The 21,243-nt window shown below is 69.9% G+C and carries 20 protein-coding genes, 1 tRNA gene and 1 pseudogene; 5 read left to right on the forward strand and 17 right to left on the reverse strand.

From position 1 onward, the window contains the following. Positions 1–132: 132 nt before the first annotated feature. On the forward strand, positions 133–1,074 hold the full coding sequence (locus OO62_RS15785; protein WP_033268025.1) for a hypothetical protein: 942 nt from the start codon (positions 133–135) through the stop codon (positions 1,072–1,074). Between the two features lie 18 nt (positions 1,075–1,092). Here OO62_RS15785 and OO62_RS37920 read toward each other — a convergent pair. The 8 genes and pseudogenes from OO62_RS37920 to OO62_RS15820 all read right to left on the reverse strand — a co-directional run. Beyond that, a pseudogene (locus OO62_RS37920) lies at positions 1,093–1,662 on the reverse strand (sigma-70 family RNA polymerase sigma factor); the annotation flags it as partial. A gap of 142 nt (positions 1,663–1,804) precedes the next feature. After that, a complete protein-coding gene (locus OO62_RS15795) occupies positions 1,805–2,575 on the reverse strand; it encodes a LamG domain-containing protein (RefSeq protein WP_033268027.1) in 771 nt (256 codons plus the stop codon). A gap of 157 nt (positions 2,576–2,732) precedes the next feature. Continuing rightward, positions 2,733–3,497, reverse strand: coding sequence for a DUF4232 domain-containing protein (locus tag OO62_RS15800; protein ID WP_033268028.1), 765 nt, complete (start codon positions 3,495–3,497; stop codon positions 2,733–2,735). Between the two features lie 179 nt (positions 3,498–3,676). Continuing rightward, positions 3,677–3,979, reverse strand: a complete 303-nt coding sequence (locus OO62_RS37925; protein ID WP_078617186.1) for an FAD-dependent oxidoreductase — start codon at positions 3,977–3,979, stop codon at positions 3,677–3,679. Between the two features lie 218 nt (positions 3,980–4,197). Then, positions 4,198–4,596: a VOC family protein gene (locus OO62_RS15805; protein ID WP_033268029.1), complete on the reverse strand. Its 399-nt coding sequence runs from the start codon at positions 4,594–4,596 to the stop codon at positions 4,198–4,200. Further along, on the reverse strand, positions 4,593–5,114 hold the full coding sequence (locus OO62_RS15810; RefSeq protein ID WP_033268030.1) for a cupin domain-containing protein: 522 nt from the start codon (positions 5,112–5,114) through the stop codon (positions 4,593–4,595). The genes OO62_RS15805 and OO62_RS15810 overlap by 4 nt, the downstream gene beginning before the upstream one ends. Positions 5,115–5,178: 64 nt before the next feature. Beyond that, positions 5,179–6,420, reverse strand: coding sequence for an MFS transporter (locus OO62_RS15815; RefSeq protein ID WP_033268031.1), 1,242 nt, complete (start codon positions 6,418–6,420; stop codon positions 5,179–5,181). Positions 6,421–6,539: 119 nt separating this feature from the next. Next, positions 6,540–7,133 (reverse strand): malonic semialdehyde reductase, encoded by a 594-nt coding sequence (locus OO62_RS15820; RefSeq protein ID WP_033268032.1) that lies wholly within the window; start codon positions 7,131–7,133, stop codon positions 6,540–6,542. 115 nt (positions 7,134–7,248) lie between these two features. Here OO62_RS15820 and OO62_RS15825 point away from each other — a divergent pair, with 115 nt between their 5' ends. Further along, a complete protein-coding gene (locus OO62_RS15825) occupies positions 7,249–7,755 on the forward strand; it encodes a MarR family winged helix-turn-helix transcriptional regulator (RefSeq protein ID WP_033268033.1) in 507 nt (168 codons plus the stop codon). 189 nt (positions 7,756–7,944) lie between these two features. On the opposite strand, the gene OO62_RS15830 is transcribed toward OO62_RS15825, so the two are convergent. Further along, positions 7,945–8,018, reverse strand: a tRNA-Gly gene (locus OO62_RS15830). Positions 8,019–8,585: 567 nt separating this feature from the next. On the opposite strand from OO62_RS15830, the gene dcd reads away from it, so the two are divergent. Together dcd and OO62_RS15840 are read left to right on the forward strand one after the other, a co-directional pair. Next, positions 8,586–9,161, forward strand: a complete 576-nt coding sequence (gene dcd / locus OO62_RS15835; protein WP_033268139.1) for a dCTP deaminase — start codon at positions 8,586–8,588, stop codon at positions 9,159–9,161. A 106-nt stretch (positions 9,162–9,267) separates the two neighbouring features. Next, positions 9,268–9,777, forward strand: a complete 510-nt coding sequence (locus OO62_RS15840) for a phosphoribosyltransferase (RefSeq protein WP_077192848.1) — start codon at positions 9,268–9,270, stop codon at positions 9,775–9,777. Positions 9,778–9,914: 137 nt separating this feature from the next. Here OO62_RS15840 and OO62_RS15845 read toward each other — a convergent pair whose 3' ends face one another. The 5 genes from OO62_RS15845 to OO62_RS41335 form a co-directional block, all read right to left on the reverse strand. After that, complete coding sequence (locus tag OO62_RS15845; protein WP_180290063.1) at positions 9,915–11,084, reverse strand: HTTM domain-containing protein; 1,170 nt, start codon at positions 11,082–11,084, stop codon at positions 9,915–9,917. After that, a complete protein-coding gene (locus OO62_RS15850) occupies positions 11,074–11,850 on the reverse strand; it encodes a DUF5819 family protein (protein ID WP_228332480.1) in 777 nt (258 codons plus the stop codon). The genes OO62_RS15845 and OO62_RS15850 overlap by 11 nt, the downstream gene beginning before the upstream one ends. Positions 11,851–12,049: 199 nt before the next feature. Further along, positions 12,050–12,319 (reverse strand): hypothetical protein, encoded by a 270-nt coding sequence (locus OO62_RS39605; protein ID WP_157850148.1) that lies wholly within the window; start codon positions 12,317–12,319, stop codon positions 12,050–12,052. A gap of 620 nt (positions 12,320–12,939) precedes the next feature. Continuing rightward, complete coding sequence (locus OO62_RS37930; RefSeq protein WP_228332479.1) at positions 12,940–14,448, reverse strand: ice-binding family protein; 1,509 nt, start codon at positions 14,446–14,448, stop codon at positions 12,940–12,942. A gap of 405 nt (positions 14,449–14,853) precedes the next feature. Continuing rightward, positions 14,854–14,988, reverse strand: a complete 135-nt coding sequence (locus OO62_RS41335; protein ID WP_266105134.1) for a hypothetical protein — start codon at positions 14,986–14,988, stop codon at positions 14,854–14,856. A gap of 432 nt (positions 14,989–15,420) precedes the next feature. On the opposite strand from OO62_RS41335, the gene OO62_RS15860 reads away from it, so the two are divergent. Beyond that, positions 15,421–16,980 carry a ricin-type beta-trefoil lectin domain protein gene (locus OO62_RS15860; protein ID WP_033268035.1) on the forward strand — a complete coding sequence of 520 codons (1,560 nt, stop codon included), beginning with the start codon at positions 15,421–15,423 and terminating at the stop codon, positions 16,978–16,980. A gap of 97 nt (positions 16,981–17,077) precedes the next feature. On the opposite strand, the gene OO62_RS15865 is transcribed toward OO62_RS15860, so the two are convergent. From OO62_RS15865 to OO62_RS15875, 3 genes are all read right to left on the reverse strand, one after another. Continuing rightward, positions 17,078–18,010 (reverse strand): Yip1 family protein, encoded by a 933-nt coding sequence (locus OO62_RS15865; protein WP_033268036.1) that lies wholly within the window; start codon positions 18,008–18,010, stop codon positions 17,078–17,080. Positions 18,011–18,108: 98 nt separating this feature from the next. After that, the gene (locus OO62_RS15870) at positions 18,109–18,606 is read right to left on the reverse strand and encodes a GNAT family N-acetyltransferase (RefSeq protein WP_033268143.1); all 498 of its coding nucleotides are present in this window, start codon (positions 18,604–18,606) and stop codon (positions 18,109–18,111) included. Positions 18,607–18,761: 155 nt separating this feature from the next. Beyond that, the gene (locus OO62_RS15875) at positions 18,762–21,029 is read right to left on the reverse strand and encodes a (Fe-S)-binding protein (RefSeq protein WP_033268037.1); all 2,268 of its coding nucleotides are present in this window, start codon (positions 21,027–21,029) and stop codon (positions 18,762–18,764) included. Between the last annotated feature and the right edge of the window lie 214 nt (positions 21,030–21,243).

The raw sequence follows: 21,243 nt of genomic DNA on the forward strand, positions 1-21,243 counted from the left end.
CCCGGAGCGCCGGTGAACCATTCGACGGCGGGCCCCGTAGTGGCCATCGGGTGCACGGCGCCGCGACTGTGCCGCCCCCGCTTTCGACCGTCCCGGCTCCGCCGCCGGGACGTCCCGACAAGGAGTCAGAAGATGATCTGGTACGTCCTGGCCGTGGCGCTGGGGCTGGCGCTGATCGGGGCGGTGGCCGCGCTGATCGTCACCGAGCGGCGGCCCCGCGCGCCGAAGCCCGCCGCCGCCTCGGCCGCCGTCGTGGGGCGGGAGGCGCTGGACGTGGTCAACGCGGGCCTGCGCCGGCTGACGGGCGAGTGCCTGCGCTCCGGCCGGTCGCTGCCCGACCTGTACGCCGTCGTCTACTCCGAGGAGCGGCTCGGACTGCTGCTGGCCGGCGCGGAGGAGGCCGCCCCCGCGCCCTGGACCGCCGAGGCGGACGGCGAGCGCTGGACGATCTCCCCTGACGACCTGCACCGCCCCGGTCCGGAGGGCGAACCGGCCCTGCCGTACGCGCTGACGGTGACGGTGGGCCTGGACGGCCCCGACCGGGTGCTGGTCGACCTCTCCCGGGCGGCGGGGCCCGTCTCGGTGACGGGTCCGGACGCGGAGGTGCGCAGCCTGGTGCGGGCCGTCGTCGCCGAGGCGCTCTCCAGCCCGGTGGGCGCGCTCGCCGAGGTCACCCTGGTGGGGTCGCTGGCCGGCGGCGGGCTCCTTTCCGGCGACGAGGCACGGACCTCGCGGCTGCACACCGCGGCCAGCCTGGAGGAGGCTTTCGCCCGGGTGGCTTCGGCGAGCACGGGAGCACCGGGGCCCGGATCGCCCGACGTCACCCAGATCTTCCGGCTGATCGAGGGCAGCAGCCGGATCGCCGTCCAGGGCGAGGCGCCGCACCTGTTCGTCGTGGACGCCTCACAGCTCCCGCGACGGGAGGGGGCGCTGGACGGCCTGCGGCGTGGGGACGCGCTGCTGGTGCTCGGCGAGGTGCCCACGGGGTGGCGCTGGCGTGCCGGTGCGGGCGGATCGCTCGACACCGGGCCGCTCGGCCTGGAGATCACCCGGCACGTGGGACGCTTCGCGTGAGTGCCGTACCGCCTCGCGGTCCAGGCCGCCCGCGTACAGCCCGCGGCTGTGCAGTGCCTCGCGCAGGGCGCGGGCGGCGTAGTACGTCCGCGACTTGACCGTGCCCGGCGGCACGCCGAGGAACTTGGCCGTCTGGTTGACGCTGCGTCCCAGGTAGTGCACGTGCAGCAGGACCTCGCGCTGCGCCGGCCGCAGGTCCCGCAGCGCCTCGGTGAGCACCTGGGAGGTGAGGATGTGGTCCACGCCGTCGGCCACCGGCAGGTGGGCGAGTTCGGGGTCACCGGTCTCCGGCGGTCTGGCCTGGCGCGCCCGGTGGCCGTCGATGACGAGATTGCGCAGCACGGTGAACAGCCAGGGCCGCACCGAGTCCGCGGTCGGGTCGAGTTCCCCGGCGTGCCGCCAGGCGCGTAGCGCGACTTCCTGGAGGACGTCCTCGGCGCGGTGCCAGTCACCCTCCAGCCGCCGTGCGGCGAACTGCAGTAACGCGCTGCCGTGGAACTGGTAGAGCGCTCTGAGGAACTCGTCGGGGCGGCGTTCCGTGGCGCGCGGGCAGGGTATGCGGTCTTTGGTCGAAGCGTTGGCCGACAAGGGCCTTTTCCTCTCCGGTCGTCTGTGGGGAACACGGGTTCGGCCGGCTGCCGGAGAACCGGCGGGTGCCACCGCGAGCCGTCGTGCGCCCGAGTGGCGCCCGCCGGCCTGCGGCAGCGGTGAACTCGCCCCGGTAGCGCCGTCAGCCCGGTTCGTGCGAGGAAAGTGAGCTGACCTCACGGGACGTCAGTTCCCGGTCGTAGAGGTGCACATCGGCGATGTCGCCGTTCCAGTGGTCGGCCGCCTTCCCGTCGAACTTGGCGCGTCCGATCACCACGGCACCGGTGGGTTTCACGTCGCTGGCGGCCACCCTGGTGCCCGCGAGCCGGCCGTCCACGTAGATCCGCATCCGGTGATCCTTCTGGCTGTACGTGCCGGTCAGGTGGTACCAGCGGCCGGGTTGCGGCTGCTCGGGCGTCTCCGCGACGGTACGGGCGCCGGTGAAACTGAAGGCGAAGTTCCCGTCCGGGCCGGCGTACTGGAGGAAGAACGAGCTGTTCGGGTCGCCGTCCTCGGACAGGGCGGTGTGGAAGCCCTCCCTGTCCTCGGAGGCGAGGCGCACCCGTGCGGCGACCGAGTAGTCCTTGCCCGTGGTGTCCAGCCGGGTGCCGGTGTCCGCGAATCCGCTGGTGCCGTCCAGCTGCAGCGCGCCGCCCTCGGGGCCGTCGGTCCACTGCGTGCCGCCGCTCATCACGGCGTCGTGCTCACCGGCCTTCGCGGTGCCGGTCCGGTGCAGGGGCCACCATCCGAGTCCCTGTAGCGACTCGGCGCCGCCACCCGGGCTCGACGCGGCCGGTTTCGCCCCGGCCTGCTCCTTCCCGGAGTCCTGGCCGCGGACCAGTTGGAAGGCGACGAAGGCCAGCGCGACGGTCAATACGGCGATCGTGGTGATGAGCGCCCATCTGCGCGTCATGAATCTCCCCGGGGCGTGCGGCGTGAACGTGTCACTGCTGACCACGCCCCCGATCCGGTAATGGTTCAGTGTGCATTCAAATTGTGACAGGCCGTTAGATGGCGACCTTGGGCGCCCCTCGACGGCGTCCCGCCGGCACCCCGCGAAGAGGGGCCGGTCAGCCGATGGGGTTGACGAAGGTGGCCGGGTGGGTGGCGCTGCGCTGGTCGACGAGCGTGCCCCAGGGCCACTTGATGGTGAGCGACTTGGTCTCGTTGGGCGGGGTGACGTCCGCGAAGGCGGGCTGGTAGAAGCCGGTGTCTTCCTTGGTCATGGCGACGTTGATCGTGAAGTCGGTGCTGTCGCCGGGCCCCAGGGTGATCGAGCCGTGCTTGGCCGACGAGCGGGCCAGCGACCAGCGCTCGCCGCCGTTCTCGGACTTGAGGTCCACCCCCGCGAAGCCGCCGATCTTGCAGGCGCGGCTGCCCTTGTTGGTCAGCACGACGCTGGCGGTCGTCGCCCCCTGCGCGTCCGGGTCCGGGACCGCGTCGCCGCCCGTGGCGAACGCCGCCGTCAGGCCGGAGGTGTGGCAGCGCTCGACACCCGAGCCCGCCCCGCCACCGCCGGTGGCGTGCGCGCCGCCCGTCTGCTTGCCCGTCTGCCTACCCGTGGCGCCCGCCTGGGTACCGGTCTTGGCGCCGGAGTCCGCCTTGGAGTCCGAACCCTGCGCTCCGGAGGAGGAGCCCGCGTCACCGGACCCGGAGGAGCCCGCGCCACCGGCCTCGGCGGCCGCGCCCGTCTGCGTCTGGCCCGCAGGCTTGGAGGCGGCGGCGTCCGAGCCGGAGCAGGCGGTCAGGGACAGCGCGGCAGCCGCGGTCAGAGCCGCGGCGGCGATACGCACGGTGCGGCGACGGGCGGTACGGGCAGTGGTGTTGGCACTCATCTCGGGTCCCCCAGGGCGGTCGGTGTCGTCGTTTCCTCGGTACGACACCCACTCTGTCCGCGACCGCTATCGCCAGGCTGCCGCACCACTAACGTCCGGCAAACGCGGGCACGAGCAGCGAGCGGATGACGGAAGGCGAACCCGCGCCCCGACCCGGGGATCGCGGGTTGCCCGGGCTGTCACAGGGGACAGCGCTCCGGGCGGAAGTCCGCAAGCATCTCGTCCCGCTGCCCGCCGAGGATCTCCGAAGCGAGCAGTCGGCCGATCACCGGCCCGAGTGTGATGCCGCTGTGGGAAACGGCTTCGTAGTAGCCCGGCACGGATGCCACAGCTCCCACCGAGGGGAATCCGTCCCCTGGAATTGGTCGGTTGGCCACCCGTGTCCGGGTGAGGTGACCGCTGCCCAGCTCGGGAACGACGCGCCGCGCCGATGCGTGGAGCAGCCGGGCAAGTTCCGATGGATCCTCGCCTCCGGTCGGCATCGAGCAAGCGGATCTGATGCGCGACGCCCAGCGCGGTCCGGACAACGAACAAGGCCCAGGTCACTGACCTGGGCCTCAACCATGGAGCGGGTGACGGGAATCGAACCCGCGCGCCACCGCGATGATGCGGCGGGGAAGTCCTACGTCCTCACGGCACCGTCACCGTCGCCCCGATCCGGCTCCGGCTCCGGCTCCGCTCATGAGATGTCGGCCGCTGTTCATGCCCACGTGCGTGAGCACAGTACGAGGCGGTAGCCGTCCGGGTCGGAGATCGTCACGCCATGCTCGTCCCAGTACGGATTGTGCGCCGGGACCCGGGTACCGCCGGCCGCCACGAGGCGGTCGATCAGGGCTTCGTCCACCGGCTTGCCGAGGTAGACCACGAACAGGTCGTCCACCGTTGGGGTCGGCTCCAGCGGGTGGTCCGGGTCATGCGTCAGCTCGAAGTGCCAGGTGCCGCCGGTGGGGCCGAGCATCAGCAGGTCGTGCTCGCCCGGCACACGCTCGGTCGTCCGCCACAGGACGGTCAGACCCAGGCCGTCCCCGTAGAAGCGTTCTGCCGCGACGAGGTCCCGCGAGGGCCGGGCCACCCGGACCGGGGTCGTGGAGTCGATCACGCGGAACGCTCCAGGGCGGCGCGCCAGGCAGGGCTGTCGACGTAGTGGTTGTCGAAGCGCTCCGAGGACTCGGCGATCTCCTTCGGGTCCGCTTCGCCGCGCATCACCCGGCCCAGCAGGCGCAGGTAGTCGAACCTGCCCATGCCGGGGGTGAAGACGAAGAGGACGTCCGCTTCACAGTCCGGGGCAGCCGCGAAGGCGTGCGGGGTGTGGGGCGGCACCGCGAGGAAGTCGCCTTCCTTCAGGACGGTGACTTCCTCGCCCACCAGAACCTGCAGAGCTCCGCTGATCACGAAGAACAGTTCCGTCGCCCGGGTGTGGAAGTGGGCCGGCGCCCCTGGCGCGCCCTTGGCGAAGGTGGATCGGTAGCTCGTGATGCCGCCTGCAGTGCCGTCAGAGTCGGCCAGAAGGGTCATCACGCTGCTCGGGTCGGCACAGGTTTCGGCATCTGCGTGGCGGGTCAGTACCGCCGCCGGCGGAGTGTTGGACGTGGACGCGGTGGGGGTTTCGTTGCTCATGATCGTGATCCTAGGATTGTGGGTGACCGTCGTACAGGCGGTTTCTGGAGGCCGGGGCGGAGCGTCAGCCGCCCAGTGTGATCAAGGCCGCGATGGCTGGGCCGAAGGCGCCGCCGAGCTGGTAGCAGAGGTTGAACAGGCCGATCGCCGTGGGGCGCTGAGCGGTCGGCGCGGCCCGGGTGGCATACACCGCGAGCGTCGCCTGGCCGGCACTCGTCGTGAATACGGCCAGTGTCGCGACCAGCAGGAGCAGTGGCGCCCAGGGGGTCAGGACTGCGGTGAGCGGGGCCAGCGCTCCGACCGTGAGCAGGATCGTCAGGACCCGCGGGCGGCTCATCCGGGCCGAGGCCGAGGCCAGCACCATCGAGAGCACCGAGCCCGCGAGGAGGGCGACCAGCTGGCCGGTGCCGATCGTGGAGGTCGACCAGCCGGTACGGTCGCGCAGCAACTGCGGGACGGTGAAGAGCAGGGTGAAGTACGAGGTCGCGAAGGTGCAGGCGAGCACGGCGGAGAAGACGAACGCCCTGGTGCGCAGCAGCGCTGCCGGGACGAAGCCCGTGGGGTTGGACCGGATGTGCAGGGCCAGCAGCGCGGCCATCACCAACGAGGCGGCCACCGCCGGGAGCGGGTAGCGCGGGATGAGTACCAGGGCCGTCGCCATCAGGGCCAGCAAGGTGGCGCCCCGGCCGTCGAAGGGGGTGCTCTGCTGTGGTGCGGACAGGTCGGCACGGCGCATGATCGCCGGCAGGGCGAGGAGCGCGACCGCCCCGACGGCGAGGGACGCCCGCCAGGAGGCCGTGCCCGCGATCGCCGAGCCGAGCAGCGGCCCGACCGCTCCCAGCGTCCCGAAGCCCGCCGTGATCACGCCCATGCGGCGGACCGAGCCGGCCAGGCTCATCGCTGCGGTGACCAGGCCCGCGCCGCCCATCCCCTGGGCCGCCCGGCCCGCCATGGCCAACGGCAGCCAGGGCGCCACAGCGACGATCGCGGTGCCGGCCAGGGCCAGGACCGCGCTCAGCCGGAGCGTGCTGCCCAGCCCGCTGCGGCGCAGCAGGCCGGCCATCAGTGGGGTGCCGACGGCGACGGCCCAGGCGAAGACTGTGACGAGCCAGGTCGCCGTGGCCGTACGGATGCCGAGCGAGTCGGCCATGTCGGGGAGGATCAGTACCGGGCTGTTGGCGCTCGCGGCGAGTGGAGTGGCCAGCAGCGCCAGCCATGCGGCCGGGACTTGGCGCGATACCGGCGCGGCAGCGGGGGGCGACGCCTGCGCGGTGTGGTGGGGACGGGGCCGGTCGAGCAGCGACATGGCGGGCTCCGGAAGCTGAGGGGGTGGGTGCGGAGAGTTCGGCGCCTTCGGCGAGGCGGTGGGGACAGCCCGGGACGGTGATGGCCCGAGCGGCCCGGGGGTTCGGCGGAGCAAGCCGCTCAGACCGTGGTGACGACCTCGTCGTAGGCGAGCCGTGGTGAGCGCGGGTACCAGGCGTCCGTGCCCGGGCGGCCGATGTTCACGACCATCAGTGGCGTGTGGTCGTCGTCCAGGAACTCCTTCTGCACGCCTGGGAAGTCGAACCCCGTCATCGGCCCCGCGGCCAGACCCGCCGCGCGCACGCCGAGGATGAAGTACGCCGCCTGGAGCGTCGCGTTGAGCAGCGCGGACTCCTCGCGCGCCGGGCGGTCGGCGAAGAGGAGGTCCTTGGCCTGCGGGAAGTGCGGGAGCAGTACGGGGAGTTCCTCGTGGAACTCGTTGTCGGCGGCCAGGATCGCGACCAGTGGCGCTGCCGAGGTCTTCGACCCGTTGCCCTCGGCCATGTGGTGCACGAGGCGCTCGCGGGCCTCGTCCGAGCGAACCAGGACGATCCGCAGCGGCGACTGGTTGTAGGCGGTGGGGGCGTACTTGACCAGGTCGTAGATCGCCTGGACCTGCTCCTCGGTCACCGGCTCGGTGGTGAAGGTGTTGGCGGTGCGGGCCTCACGGAAGAGGAGGTCCTGGGCGGTGGGGTGGAGAGCGAGCGGGGACATCGAGGTGCTCCTGTCGTTCAACCTTGATAATCTCAACGTTGAGATAAAAGCAGCCGATCTCCTCAACGTCAAGTATCTTAATGTTGAGAAGGTGACCATTGAGAGGAGTGCGGAGATGAGCGATGCCGTGGACGCGATCATCGGTCAGTGGGTCAGGGAACGCCCTGACGTGGCGGAGGATCTCTGGCCGGTGGAGCTCTTCGGGCGCATCCAGCGGCTGGCCCGGATGATCGACAAGTCCGCCAAGGCCGCAGCCGCCGCGCACGGAGTGGAGCACGGCGAGTTCGACGTACTCACCACGCTGCAGCGCTCCGGACCGCCCTACGCCCTCACCGCCGGGGCCTTCCTCAAGGCGGCCATGGTGACCTCCGGCGCGATCACCAACCGCATCGACAAGATGGAGGCCAAGGGCCTGGTCGAGCGGGTGCGGGACGGCGACGACCGGCGCACCGTCAAGATCCGCCTCACGGAACACGGACACGAGGTCACCCGGGCTGCCTTCGCCGACCATCTGGCGAACTACGCACAGCTGCTCGCCGACGTGGACCGAGACCTGGTCCAGAAGACCGGCGAGGGCCTCCGGCAGGTGCTGGAGATCCTCGGTGACACCACCATCCGGTGACGGCCATGGGGCCGTCCTGAGCCGGCCGCGACACGCATCCACCACCCGCGCGCCGAGGTGGTGCAAGGTGGTGGGCCGTGTGCCCTCCGTGCAGGGCATGCGCGGGAGTTGGGGCACGCGGAGGGGCGGTAGGCCCTTACGAGTCCAGAAAAGGATGAAGGCCCAGGTCTCCGACCTGGGCCTCAACTATGGAGCGGGTGACGGGAATCGAACCCGCGCTCTGAGCTTGGGAAGCTCATGTTCTACCATTAAACTACACCCGCGTAATCCCGCCTCGGTACGAGAGCGGAACATCGTCGCACACTCTACCCCATCACCGCCTCGCGGTGCATTTGGCATGTCCGGGGGTGGTCGGGGCCGGTCCACGGCGGGGGTCGACGGGGGTCGGTGGGGTGGTCCCCGGGGGGTGGGATGCGGGTGCCGGGTGCGGGAGTTGGGGCGTACGGTGGGGCGTCGGAGTGCCGCTTTCAGGTGCGCCCAGTTCATCCCCTAATGTGGCTTTTGTTGTCCACGCAGTTGGGAGAGGGACTTGATGGAGCGCACCGTCGTACGTTGTGCTGAGGGCCACGTGTTCAGCACCGCTTCGTTCCCGATGCAGACCACCGACCGGCTCGGTCCTGGGCGGCTGTTGCGCTGCCCGCGCTGCGCTCGGCTGCGGCATGCGGTGCCCGTGGAGCACGCGAAGCGGTAGTGCAGCGACGTTGAAGAGGTAGAGCAGCGACAGCGATCACCGGTCCGGTGATCGAGGAAGTGGTGAAGGGCCCGGCCCCCCTGAGGGGCCGGGCCCTCGTCGTGCGGTGGGGGTGGTGCGGGCGCGTATCCTCGTGTGCGTGCTTCTCTCAGACAAGGACATCCGGGCCGAGATCGATGCTGGTCGGGTGCGTATCGACCCCTATGACGAGTCGATGGTGCAGCCGTCCAGTATCGACGTGCGCCTCGACCGGTATTTCCGGGTGTTCGAGAATCACCGGTATCCGCACATCGACCCCGCCGTCGAGCAGCCCGATCTGACCCGTGAGGTCGTTCCGGAGGGGGACGAGGCGTTCATCCTGCACCCGGGCGAGTTCGTGCTGGCCTCGACGTACGAGGTCATCTCGCTGCCCGATGACGTCGCCTCCCGGCTCGAGGGAAAGAGCTCGCTGGGGCGGCTGGGGCTGCTGACGCATTCGACCGCCGGATTCATCGACCCCGGGTTCAGCGGGCACGTGACGCTGGAGCTGAGCAATGTCGCCACGCTGCCGATCAAGCTGTGGCCGGGCATGAAGATCGGCCAGCTGTGCATGTTCCGGCTGACGTCGCCGACCGAGCACCCCTACGGCAGCGAGCGGTACGGCTCCCGCTACCAGGGGCAGCGCGGCCCGACGCCGTCCCGGTCGTTCATGAACTTCCACCGGACGCAGGTATGACGCGGGTGTGAGGCAGGCGACGGAGAGCGCCTGGGCATGGGGGCGCGTTCGGCAGGGCGGGCGCGCGGGGCAGAGCCGTTGAACAGCGAAGGTCTGAGAGAGATACGTGAGTGACGTGCGGGAAAACCTGACGTACGAGCGGTTCGGTGGGGCGATCCGCGAGCTGGCGCAGACGATCGCCGATGACGGGTACGAGCCCGACATCGTGCTGTCGATCGCGCGCGGCGGTGTCTTCGTCGCGGGCGGGCTGGCGTACGCGCTGGACTGCAAGAACATCCACCTGGTGAACGTGGAGTTCTACACCGGCGTGGGGACCACCCTGGAGATGCCGGTCATGCTGGCCCCGGTGCCGAACGTGATCGACTTCTCCGAGAAGAAGGTGCTGATCGCCGACGACGTCGCCGACACCGGCAAGACGCTGAAGCTGGTGCACGACTTCTGCGTGGGCACCGTGGCCGAGGTCCGCAGCGCGGTGATCTACGAGAAGTCGCAGTCGCTGGTGAAGTGCGAGTACGTCTGGAAGCGCACGGACGACTGGATCAACTTCCCGTGGTCCGTCCTGCCTCCGTGCCGTAAGTCCGGCACGCCGATCACCCCGTCGCGCGACGCCTTGTAGGCCGCTCCTGACTTACCGTGGCCGGCCTGGGGCCCGCCGCCGTGGCGAGCCTGTGCCTCCGACAGAGAAGGACGAGTCCTTCCGGGGATCGGCGCCCATGGCGAACGGGATCGGGCGCATGGTGAGGCGCCCGTGCGTCAGCTGGACGTCGTGTCCGTTACCGGCGAGCGCACATCGCTTCTGCCAGGGGTGCCCGGCGAGGGTGGCGGGCGGAGATTTCCGTTGCGGGCCCGGGGCACGGTCGCGTCGGCACCGGCCCGCCGCAGACGTGTCAGGCAGATGCGTTGGAGGAGCAGGAAGAAGCGGTCAGGCAGGAAGACGGCGTCGGCGACGATCATCGCGCCGGAGAACACCGGGAGCCCCAGGAGGACGGCGATCCCGATGTGCATGCCGATCAGCAGGCCGATGACCACGTATTTGAGCCTGCTGAACAGGGCGAACGGGCAGGCCACCTGGACCAGCACGGTCAGGTACCCGGCGATCGCGATGAAAAGCTGATGGTGGTCGGCGAACTGTGACAGTTCGGGCCAGGGCCGGAACAGGTCGAGATTCAGGACGTAGTGCAGTGCGGTGCCGTCCCGCCAGGTGCTTCCTTGCACCTTGTACAAGCCGGCGCATCCGTAAAGGATGCAGACCTGGATCGCGATGACGAACATGCCGCAGTTGTGCAGCAAGGTACTCAACTGCCCCCGGACCAAGACGGCCTGCTCCCATGCAGGCAGCAGCCTTGCGAGGGCCGGCCGGGGCCGGGACCGGTACGTGGGGGCACGGAGCCGCTTCCGGCGGGCGTCGAGGGACCAACGCCGGCCGCATGCGACGAGTGTGAGGTATTCGGCCATCAGGACGATGAGGTTGTCCCCTCCGTCCGTGATGTAGATGTTCCGGCCGTGGAAAGAGGTCACCACGAGGGCGAACAGCAAGGACAGAGCCCTTGTGTGCCAACCCAGCGTGAACAGCGCGCAGGTGAGGAGGGCGAGCGCGTAGCAGCCCTCGAAAAATGCGGGACGGTCGGAGAAGGTCAGCGCGCTGAACCAGCCGGTCTGGCTGAGCAGTTCGCGTGCCAGGTGTGGCGTCCAGGGTGAGTCGGGGCCCCAGATCTCCTCACGGTGCGGGAATTCACGCAGCAGGAAGACCAGATACAGCAGTCCGTATCCCACGCGCAGCACAGCCGCCGCGTGGAGAGAGACCGCTCGTTCAGTCAGGAAGGTGAATGCTCTGGTGACGGGATCGGGATTCCCGGGCGCGGTTCCGTCTGCCGCGCTGTTTGGACGGATGCCGGCGTCGTCGGGCTTCTGGTCAGTTGTCATGGGAGGTCACCTGCCACCACGGGAGATACCGGGAGTCGGAGGGGCTTCGCACAGCGCGCTTGTCGGCGCCTCGAAGGGCCGGTGAGGCGATCGGGGTGGTGATGACGTGTAGCTGGACGGCGTCAAAGGCACGATGGCTGTGGGCTGCGAGGCGTTGCGTGGCGATGTTGAGCAGGTATTTTCGAAGGATTTCGGCTCGCTCGGAATTGGACCGGTCGCTGGTGCCGTGCGAATCGAGGTACGAAGACCACGCCCGGCGCAGCATGTTCTGGCTGATGTGACTGGGGAAGGGATTGTGCCGGACCGCGTCGGCGTCAATGGCGCTCAGGTCGACCCAACCGCTCACCTGCCGGTCGCCGTCGCGAGAGGTGGTTGCCGTCCGCGCCAAGATCTGCCGCCGGGCACCTTCCGGATCCGGAGCGAACAGCCGCCAGTTCTGCTCGAAGTAGGGATAGACCCAGGTGTTGATCTGCCCCTCGTAACGTTGGGAAACGATATTGGGGGGTGCGACAGACAAAAACACCGTGCATACATGCACGATGGCCGCCGTGATACACACCGCGACCGCGCAAGCGACGACCAACCCCGCCGGCCGCGACATCGGCGTGGGCGATCGCATGCTTTCGCCCTCGGTCGCCTTCTGCGAAGTACCTTCCTGGAGAGCGGTTAAGGGCAGTCCTGACGCCTGCCCTTCCTTTTTCACCTGACGTTCCTCGTTCACCGGCGCGACGGCGTTCCCCGCACGGTTGTAGTCGGTGGTGCTCATCTCGTCCTCTTCATGCGAAGAAACCTGTGGGTCGGCAGGTGCCGTTCGGCCCCGGGGTGGGCAGCGTGGGGGACGGACCGTTGAGTCCGCTCCGTCCCCCACGCGCTGCCCCAAGCCCCCGTGCCGTCCGCCCACAGGTAATGGACGCCACAGGGAGGATCAGGAAATACATCGCGGCGCATTCGGCGCGGCCCGCGCATCACGCGGCACCGCTTTTACCGGCGTACCGGCTGCGATGTCCTACGCCGTCAGAAGTCGCGGCGTCCGGAACGGCCGCATTCGGAGTGACGCTGGCCGCACCCGTCGTGGCACCGGCTGTGCTCGCGACCACCGTCATGCCGGCGGCCACACGACCCGAACCCGTGCTCGCGACCGTGGCGGTGATGGCCGCCGCACCGGTCGAACCCGTGGCCATGTCCGCAGCGACCGCATCCGTGGCGATGTCCGCAGCGACCGCATCCGTGGTCACCCCAACTGTGGCGGTGGCGGCCGCACGAACCACCGTAAGAGCCAACCGGGTTCGTTTCGACGACCGTTGGGGCGGCGCCAGCACCCGTCGTCAAGGGGGTGAGCAGGCCGCCGACGGTCGGACCGGCGACCAGGCCGAGATGGCCACCCGTCAGCCCAAGGGTGCCGCCCCCCGATGTCAGCCCCAGGGGGAGACGTGGCGTCGCGGGGGAGAGCAGCGGCGGAACGGTCACGGTGATCGCGTTGGCGCTGGTCGGGATCAGCGCCATCCCGGTGGCGCCGAGTGCCACCGTGAGGGCCGCGGCGGCCCAAGCGGTGAATCTGCGCGAATGCGACGCGGTAGAGACGTTCGATTTCATCGAGGCGCCCAACTCCTTCAGGAGGGTTTGGTGGATCTCGTGCAGCGGCCGAAGAATTGCCGTTCGGCCCCGGGGTGGGCAGCGTGGGGGAGGACCGTTGAGTCCGCTCCGCCCCCACGCGCTGCCCCAAGCCCCCGTGCCGTCCACTCCAGCCAGCGGCCGTCACGGGGAGATCAGGAAATGCATCGCGGCCCGTTCGGCGCGGCCCGCGCATCGCGCGGCACCGCTTTTACCGGCGTACCGGCTGCGATGTCCTACGCCGTCAGAAGTCGCGGCGTCCGGAACGGCCGCATTCGGAGCGGCGCTTACCGCACTCGTCGTGGCACCGGCTGTGCTCGCGACCACCGTCATGCCGGCGGCCACAGGACCTGAACTCATGGCCGCACTCGGAGTGCCGCTTACCGCACTCGTCGTGGCACCGGCTGTGGTCGCGACCACCGTCATGCCGGCGGCCACAGGACCTGAACTCATGGCCGTGGTCGCGGTTACAACGACCGCACTCGTGGTCGCAGCTGTCGCATCCGTACTCGCCGTGCCCGTAGCCGTGCTTGTGGCCCTGGCCGTGTCCGTGCCCGTGGCCTTGGCCCTGGCCGTGCCCGTGCCCGTGGCCGTGTCCGTGGCCCTGGCCGTGCCCGTGCCCGTGCCCGTGCCCGTGGCCGTGGCCGTGGCCGTGGCCGTGGCCGTGGCCGTGGCCGTGATGGTGATGGTGCGGACCCCCACCCGGGCCGCCGGTCGTCGGGCCGCCGAGCAGACCACCCGTGATCGGACCGCCAAGGAGACCGCCGGTCGTCGGGCCGCCGAGCAGACCACCCGTGATCGGGCCGCCGAGCACGCCGCCGGTGCCGCCCGTCGCAGCCCCATTGGTGCCGCCCGTACCCCCAGTGGTGCCGCCCGTGCCGCCCGTCGTGCCCCCTGTGCCGGCCGTCGTGCTCGCGGTGGTACCACCTGTCACCGGGCCGGCGACGGTGCTTGTGGCGCCGCCCGTCGTCCCGGCGATCATGCCGCCTGTGACGGTCGAGCAGTCCTCTCGGGTAATGACGTTGTCGTCCAGCGTGGTCGAGCCGTTACGGGCCAGTGCCCGGCCGTCGATCGTCGCGCCGGTGGTCACCGAGATCGAGGTCAACGCCATGATCGTGCCCACGAAGGTGCTGTTCGTGCCAATCGTGGCGGAACTGCCCACCTGCCAGAAGACGTTGCACGGCGAGGCGCCGTTGATGAGAGACACCTTGCTTGCGGAGGCCGTTCTCAGCGTGGAACCGATCTGGAAGATCCAGACCGCGTTGGGGTCGCCGTGGGCGTCAAGCGTGAGGGTGCCCGTGATGTCAATCGACGACGAGGCTTTGTAGACGCCCGGGTTCAGGGTCATTCCACCGAGGTCTCCCGGCGAGGTGAGGGTCGCATCGGGAGCCTGGCCGGCAGCGTCGTTGTAAGCGATGGTCAGGTCGGACTGCGCCTGGAGCGCATTGGCGTCCGCGGCGTGGATTGTGCCGTTCACCGTGCCCGGAGGAAATCCGGTCACCGAGGACCCTGGACTCACGCCGAGATCCCCGTTGATGGTCGAGGGGCCGGTGTTCGTGACGCTCTGACCGCCCAGTACCGCGTAACTGGTTGCCGTCCCGAGGTCAGGAGCTACGCCGATCGCGCTCGCGCGAGTCGGCATGAGTGTCATCCCAGCGACAACAAGTGCCACCGTGAGGACCGCGGCGGCCCAAGCGGTGGCTCCGCGCGAACGAGGCGCGGTGAAGACGTTCGGTTTCATCGAGGCGCCCAACTCCTTCAAAAGGGTTCGGTCGACCTTGGGCAGGCGGCCGAAATCACTGATCCCCGAGGCACATAAAAAGCTTTACGAAAGAAGGGAACGCGCTTCACTTTCAGCCCTCCTGGACGGAGAACGTGTGCGGGGAATATGCCGGTTTAATAGTAACCATAAGGGGATTGCGGCGATCCCTGAAAGGGGCACGACATTCGGGTGATTCCCCAAGGGGCAAGTTTCGGCAACCTCTAGCGATTTCCGGAAAAGCATTCTTGCGGATCGGGTGGTCTCCAAAAATGAAGAATGGCCGATCTGGATCTTCCAGCTTCCGGGAGGAGGGCGGCGGAAGATCAAGGGCTTGTCCCGAAATGATGACCGCCAGATCGTGGCAAGATCGGACGTCGAGCACAGCGTCCGGCCGGCTCAAAACGGGCTCGCCGACTTCAACGCGTCGCGCTCCCGTGCCTTGTCGGGCAAGAGTTGCGGGAGGATGGACACCGTGATGGTCTTCGCCTTCTCCGTCTCGATGAGCTGAGCGATATCGGCGAGAATTCCCACTCCTGTTCCCTGACCCGGAGCGCCTCCGTCGGCAGGCTCGTCGCCTGCTCCTTCTCCCGCTGTTCCGCACAGTCCGCGGGGCGCGAATTGCGAGATCAGCGGCCGCGTCCCCGGTCAGCGGGCGGGTGTCGTGCTCGCGTGGATCATCTCCCCGTGGAGCGTCGAGCCGCCGGGGGGTGGCGGGAGGGCCAGGTCCTCGATTCCTGACCGCGGCCCGGCCGGGGTGAACAGGGGCTTTCCGTGAGGGAGCGGCTGCCGGCCGGCTCCCTTTCGTCGTATGTATGCGCTGCCTCACACGTGTTTCGGCCAATCCCGTTCCGAGTGTTCCGCAGGTGCTTACCACCGAGTAAAAACCGGCGGTAACAGCGGTCACAGTGGCGACGGCGGTAGCGGCGGGGCCAGTGGTTCCGCCGGACCGGAGGGGAGGCCCCAATGGCGCGTGCGAGACGTGGGTGGCGGGCGAGGGCGGGGGTCGCGGCCTCGGCCGTGGCCCTGACGGCGATGATCAGTACCGCGGCGGGCGGGACGGGCGTCGCCACCGCCGCGACCCCCGCCGCCCCGGCAGGCACGGGCGGCACGCCCCGTGCCGCCACGCCCCTCTCTCCCGAGCTGGAGAAGATCCGGGCGCGGGAGGCGGTGGCCCTGTACGGGGACGCGGCCGAGCGGCCCCTCGCGGAGCGGAAGACCTCGTTGATCTCGCTGGGCGACAGCGAGATCTCGGGCGAGGGCGTCGGGACGTACGAGCCGGGGACCGACGGGCCCACCAACTGGTGTCACCGGTCGCCGGACTCGGCGATCCACCGGACCGGGATCGCGGCGGACGTGACGTACAACGTCGCCTGCTCGGGGGCGTACAGCGGCAACATCGTCCTCGGGGGCAGCAAGCAGTACGCCGACGAGCTGGTGCAGAGCGACAGCCTGGCGATCAAGGCCCGCAACACCCGGCTGAAGATGGTGCTGCTGGTCGCGGGCGCCAATGACGATCTCCAGTTCGGGCCGGTGATGACGGACTGCGTGGAGCGCTGGTTCCTGCTCCAGGGCACCTGCGAGACGAAGTACCAGCCGGGCTGGCAGGCGCGGGTCGACGGGCTGGGGCCCAAGATCGAGCGGACCGTCGGCGATCTGCGGACCGTGATGCGGGACGCGGGCTACGCGGACGGCGACTACCGGCTCGTGGTGATGTCGTACCCGAGCCCGATCGGGCCGGACGTGGAGGACAACCCGCACTACCCGGGGAAGCTGCCGGGCGGCTGCACCGGCTACACCTCCGATGCGGCGTGGGGACGCAACGCCGCGGTGCCGGCCTTCGAGAAGGGCGTGCGGGCGGCCGCGCGGGAGGCGGGAGCGACGTACCTCGACTCCTCGCGGCTGTTCCACGGGCACGAGGTGTGCATGGAGGACACCTGGGCCCGCGGGCTGTACGTGAACCTCACCAACCCCTTCCCGCCGGACGCCAATTCGGTGCGGCAGTCGTTCCACCCCAACGCGCGCGGGCACGGTGCGTTCGCCGCCTGCCTGACCCAGCTGTACGCGGCGCCGGGGCTGCGGGAGGCGTCCTGCGCGGACCCCGCGAGCACCGGGCGGCCGACGCTGTACGCGGGGGCCTGGGACGACGCGTACCGGCCGCTGAAGAACGCCGGCACGGGCAGCTGCGTCGACGCGACCGGCGGCGCGAGCCGCAACGGCACCGCGGTCATCGGCTGGGACTGCAACGGGCAGCGCAACCAGGACTGGTGGTACGACGACGGTCAGCGGTCGGTGCACGTGGGGCTGAGCCAGGACCGGTGCCTGGATGTGCCGGGCGGACGGTACGAGGCGGGCGCGGCGCTGGTGCTGTGGAACTGCTCGGGCGCGGGCAACCAGCAGTTCGTGCGGGCCGGCGGGGTGCTGCGGCCCGCGGCCGCGCCGTCGCTGTGCCTGACGCTGGGCGGGGCGAAGGAGCCGCTCAGGCTGCGGGCCTGCGACGGGTCGGCCGGCCAGCGGTTCGCGTAGCCGCCGCGCGGCGGGCAGCGGGAGCGGCCGTACGCCGAGGGGCCCGTCCGGGAGCCGAGTGCTCCGGGACGGGCCCCTAGGCGTGGCCGGGCAGGGCCTACAGCGTGCCGAGCTTGAGCAGGCCGAGCAGGGCGACCAGCTGGATCGCGGAGGCGCCCAGGGCCTTGGGCCACGGCAGGTCGTGCGACTTGCTGACCATGGACGTCAGCAGGTAGCCGCAGGCCAGCCAGGTCAGCCAGCCCAGCACCTGGACGAGGGTGGAGTCGCCGCCGAGGAACATCGCGAACAGCAGCCGGGGCGTGTCCGAGATGTTCATGATCAGCATGGACAGGCCGATGGTCGGCTGCCAGGCGCCGTCGCCACCGAGCTGGCGGGCCATGGTGTGGGTGACCGCGCCCAGGATCAGGCTGCCGACGATGAACATCACGGCGGTGATCAGCACCCAGGGGATGCTGTTGGAGAGCGTGGCGTTCAGCACGTCCTCGCGCGCCTTGTCGAAGCCGAAGACCGCGAGCAGGCCGTAGACGAAGGTGACGACGAGCGCCGGGCCCCAGACCGTGTGGTCCCGCATCTGCCAGAACGTGGCGTCGGGGCGCAGCACGATGCCGGACAGCAGCTGCTTCCAGTGCAGCCGGGGGCCGGCCGGCGGGGCGGCGGACTGGCCGGCGCGGTAGGTGCCGCCGTCCGCGTACGCACCGTCACCGGCGCCGTACTGGTCGGGCTGCTGCCCGTAGGCGTCCGGGCCCTCGCCGATGCTGAACTGCCGTGTGCTGCCGGGGTTGTTGTCGCCGCCGTACGGCGCGTACGACGCCTGCGCGGGCTCGTAGCCGCCGTCACCGAAGTACTCGGGCTCGCCGTGCCGGCCGTGCGGTGGCGCCTGCGGTGCGCCGCCGTAGTTCGGCGGGGCCTGCCACTGCCCGTGCGGCGGCGGGGGCTGCTGTCCGTACGGCCCTTGCTGCCCGTACGGTGCCTGCTGCCCCTGGCCCTGCTGTCCGTTCTGCGCGGGGCGGGCATCCCGTCCGCGACCCATCCTGAATCCAGCCACGCCTTCGAAAGTACCTGGTCCGCGGCGAACGGGTGGCCGAGCCGGCGACCGGGGCGGGGTTTGCTGCTGACCTGTGACATCCCCTAGGGGGATTCCGGAGGGGCGGCGGCCCCGGGGGACGGCGTCCAGCGCAGGGTGAGTTCCGGGAGGTGCTCCATGTTGCCGCTGCCGTCGTCGGTGGCCACCACGCGGAATCCGTGGTGGGCGTAGAACGCCCGGGCCTCGGCGTTGAGTTGGAAGACGTGCAGGGTGAGCCCGTCCGGGCGGTGCCGCCGCACCTCGGTGAGGAGGCGGGTGCCGATGCCGGTGCGCCGGACGTCCGGGCGGAGGTAGAGCTGGTCGAGCAGCTCGCCCCGCACGGCGGCGTAGCCGAGGACCTCGGGGCCACGGACCGCGACGAGGGTGTGGCTCTCGGGCAGCACGATCTCGCGGATCCAGTGGGTGACCTCGTCGTGGGTACGGCGCTGGGGCGGCAGATAGGGCATGGTGGCCCGCCGTGAGTCCTGGTGGACGGCGGCGATCGCGGGGGCGTCGGCGGGGCGGGCCGGGCGGATGGTGACGGGGTCCGGAGCCGTGGTCATGCCGTCATGGTCGGGCGGACCCGGCGCGCCGGGCAACCGGATTTCCGGTGCGGGCGGGGGCCTGCCGGCAGGGGCGGGAACGGCGACGGCCGGTCCCCTGTGACAGGGGACCGGCCGTCGCGCAACGCCCGTACGGAGGCGGCTGCTTCACCGACTCACTTCACCGGCTCCGGCTCCGGGGCGTCCTCGGACTCCTCGTCGTCCGCCGGGTCGGCCGGGGTCTTGACGGAGTCCAGCAGCAGCTGGGCCACGTCGACGACCTGGATGGACTCCTTCGCCTTGCCGTCGTTCTTCTTGCCGTTGACCGAGTCGGTCAGCATGACGAGGCAGAAGGGGCAGGCCGTGGAGACGATGTCGGGGTTGAGGGAGAGGGCCTCGTCGACGCGCTCGTTGTTGATGCGCTTGCCGATGCGCTCCTCCATCCACATCCGGGCACCACCGGCGCCACAGCAGAAGCCGCGCTCCTTGTGGCGGTGCATCTCCTCGTTCCGCAGGCCCGGCACCTTGGCGATGATCTCGCGCGGCGGCGTGTAGACCTTGTTGTGGCGGCCCAGGTAGCAGGGGTCGTGGTACGTGATCAGACCCTCGACCGGCGTGACGGGGATGAGCTTGCCCTCGTCGATCAGGTGCTGGAGCAGCTGGGTGTGGTGGATGACCTCGAACTCGCCGCCCAGCTGCGGGTACTCGTTCGCGATGGTGTTGAAGCAGTGCGGGCAGGTCGCGACGATCTTCTTCTTGGCCTTGGGCTTCTTGGTGGACTCGTCCTCGCTGTCCTCGCCGAAGGCCATGTTCAGCATCTCGACGTTCTGCTGGCCGAGCTGCTGGAAGAGGAACTCGTTGCCCAGCCGGCGGGCCGAGTCACCGGTGCACGCCTCGTCGCCGCCCATGATCGCGAACTTGACGCCCGCGATGTGCAGCAGCTCGGCGAACGCCTTGGTGGTCTTCTTGGCGCGGTCCTCCAGGGCGCCGGCGCAGCCGACCCAGTAGAGGTAGTCGACCTCGGTGAGGTCCTCGACGTCCTTGCCGACGACCGGGATCTCGAAGTCGACCTCCTTGGTCCAGGCGAGGCGCTGCTTCTTGGCCAGACCCCAGGGGTTCCCCTTCTTCTCCAGGTTCTTGAGCATCGTGCCCGCCTCGGACGGGAACGAGGACTCGATCATGACCTGGTAGCGGCGCATGTCGACGATGTGGTCGACGTGCTCGATGTCGACCGGGCACTGCTCGACGCAGGCGCCGCAGGTGGTGCAGGACCACAGGACGTCGGGGTCGATGACGCCGTTCTCCTCCAGCGTGCCGACCAGCGGGCGCTCGGCCTCGGCGAGCGCGGACGCCGGGACGTCCGCCAGCTGCTCCTCGGTCGCCTGCTCCTCGCCCTCCATCGACTTGCCGCCGCCGGCGAGCAGGTACGGGGCCTTGGCGTGCGCGTGGTCGCGCAGCGCCATGATCATCAGCTTCGGCGAGAGGGGCTTGCCGGTGTTCCAGGCGGGGCACTGCGACTGGCAGCGGCCGCACTCGGTGCAGGTGGAGAAGTCGAGCAGGCCCTTCCAGGAGAAGTGCTCGATCTGCGAGACGCCGAACTGGTCGTCCTCGCCCGGGTCCTCGAAGTCGATCGGCTTGCCCGCGGAGGTCATCGGCTGCAGCGCGCCGAGCGCCACGTCGCCGTCCGACTCGCGCTTGAACCAGATGTTGGGGAAGGCCAGGAAGCGGTGCCAGGCGACGCCCATGTCCGTCTTCAGCGCGACCGTGATCATCCAGATGAAGGACGTCGCGATCTTGATCAGCGCGAAGAGGTAGGTCAGGAACTGGAGGGTGCCGACGCTCAGCCCCTTGAGGGCCGCGACCAGCGGGTACGAGGCGAAGAACGACGCCTCGTAGCTGTCGACGTGGTGCTGGGCGCCCTCCAGCGCGTGCAGCGTCACGATGCAGATGCCGACGATGAGGATGACGGCCTCGACGAAGTACGCCTGGCCGAAGTTGGAGCCGGTGAAGCGGGACTTGCGGCCTGCCTTGCCGGGCTTGCTCAGCTGGCGGATGACGATCAGGGTCAGGATGCCCAGCGTCGTCATCAGGCCGAGGAACTCGACGAAGACGTTGTACGGCGCCCAGTCGCCGATGATCGGGAGCAGCCAGTCGGCCTGGAAGAGCTGGCCGATGGCGTTGACGATCGTCAGCAGCAGCGAGAAGAAGCCCACCGCCACGAACCAGTGCGCGACGCCGACGACGCCCCAGCGGTTCATCCGGGTGTGGCCGAGGAACTCCTTGACCACCGTGACCGTGCGTTGCCCGGGATTGTCGGTCCGGGTGCCGGCGGGTACGGGCTGGCCGAGCCGTACGGAACGGTAGATCTGCAGGATGGCACGGCCGAACAGCGCGACGCCGACCGCGATTAGGACCAGCGACACGATGATCGCGGCGAGTTGCATTGGGGGCTCCTCGAACCTGCGCGAGCGGAAGAACGGAGAAAGCTGAGCGGACTCAGCGGAACTACTAAGCAGTAACTTTTTTGGTCTGCGGCTGAGGTTACCCATTCTCCCCGGCCCCATGAAGCCGCCCGGCCGGTGATCTGTGTCGCGCAGGCAACCCTGCGCGGGGCCGGACACGTCTTCGTTGCGGCTGGGTGACGATAAGGGCGACATA

The sequence above is a fragment of the Streptomyces lydicus genome (assembly GCF_000717345.1).
Classification (GTDB): Bacteria; Actinomycetota; Actinomycetes; order Streptomycetales; family Streptomycetaceae; genus Streptomyces; species Streptomyces lydicus.

What these genes read in the sequence shown, in the direction of transcription:
- OO62_RS15870 (WP_033268143.1), bottom strand. Translation starts at nt 18,606, where the DNA reads ATGACCACGGCTCCGGACCCCGTCACCATCCGCCCGGCCCGCCCCGCC.
- OO62_RS15860 (WP_033268035.1), top strand. Translation starts at nt 15,421, where the DNA reads ATGGCGCGTGCGAGACGTGGGTGGCGGGCGAGGGCGGGGGTCGCGGCC.
- OO62_RS15825 (WP_033268033.1), top strand. Translation starts at nt 7,249, where the DNA reads ATGAGCGATGCCGTGGACGCGATCATCGGTCAGTGGGTCAGGGAACGC.
- OO62_RS15875 (WP_033268037.1), bottom strand. Translation starts at nt 21,029, where the DNA reads ATGCAACTCGCCGCGATCATCGTGTCGCTGGTCCTAATCGCGGTCGGC.
- OO62_RS15815 (WP_033268031.1), bottom strand. Translation starts at nt 6,420, where the DNA reads ATGTCGCTGCTCGACCGGCCCCGTCCCCACCACACCGCGCAGGCGTCG.
- OO62_RS15785 (WP_033268025.1), top strand. Translation starts at nt 133, where the DNA reads ATGATCTGGTACGTCCTGGCCGTGGCGCTGGGGCTGGCGCTGATCGGG.
- OO62_RS15810 (WP_033268030.1), bottom strand. Translation starts at nt 5,114, where the DNA reads ATGAGCAACGAAACCCCCACCGCGTCCACGTCCAACACTCCGCCGGCG.
- OO62_RS15845 (WP_180290063.1), bottom strand. Translation starts at nt 11,084, where the DNA reads ATGACAACTGACCAGAAGCCCGACGACGCCGGCATCCGTCCAAACAGC.
- OO62_RS15850 (WP_228332480.1), bottom strand. Translation starts at nt 11,850, where the DNA reads ATGAGCACCACCGACTACAACCGTGCGGGGAACGCCGTCGCGCCGGTG.
- OO62_RS15800 (WP_033268028.1), bottom strand. Translation starts at nt 3,497, where the DNA reads ATGAGTGCCAACACCACTGCCCGTACCGCCCGTCGCCGCACCGTGCGT.
- OO62_RS37925 (WP_078617186.1), bottom strand. Translation starts at nt 3,979, where the DNA reads ATGCCGACCGGAGGCGAGGATCCATCGGAACTTGCCCGGCTGCTCCAC.
- OO62_RS15820 (WP_033268032.1), bottom strand. Translation starts at nt 7,133, where the DNA reads ATGTCCCCGCTCGCTCTCCACCCCACCGCCCAGGACCTCCTCTTCCGT.
- OO62_RS15865 (WP_033268036.1), bottom strand. Translation starts at nt 18,010, where the DNA reads ATGGGTCGCGGACGGGATGCCCGCCCCGCGCAGAACGGACAGCAGGGC.
- OO62_RS15795 (WP_033268027.1), bottom strand. Translation starts at nt 2,575, where the DNA reads ATGACGCGCAGATGGGCGCTCATCACCACGATCGCCGTATTGACCGTC.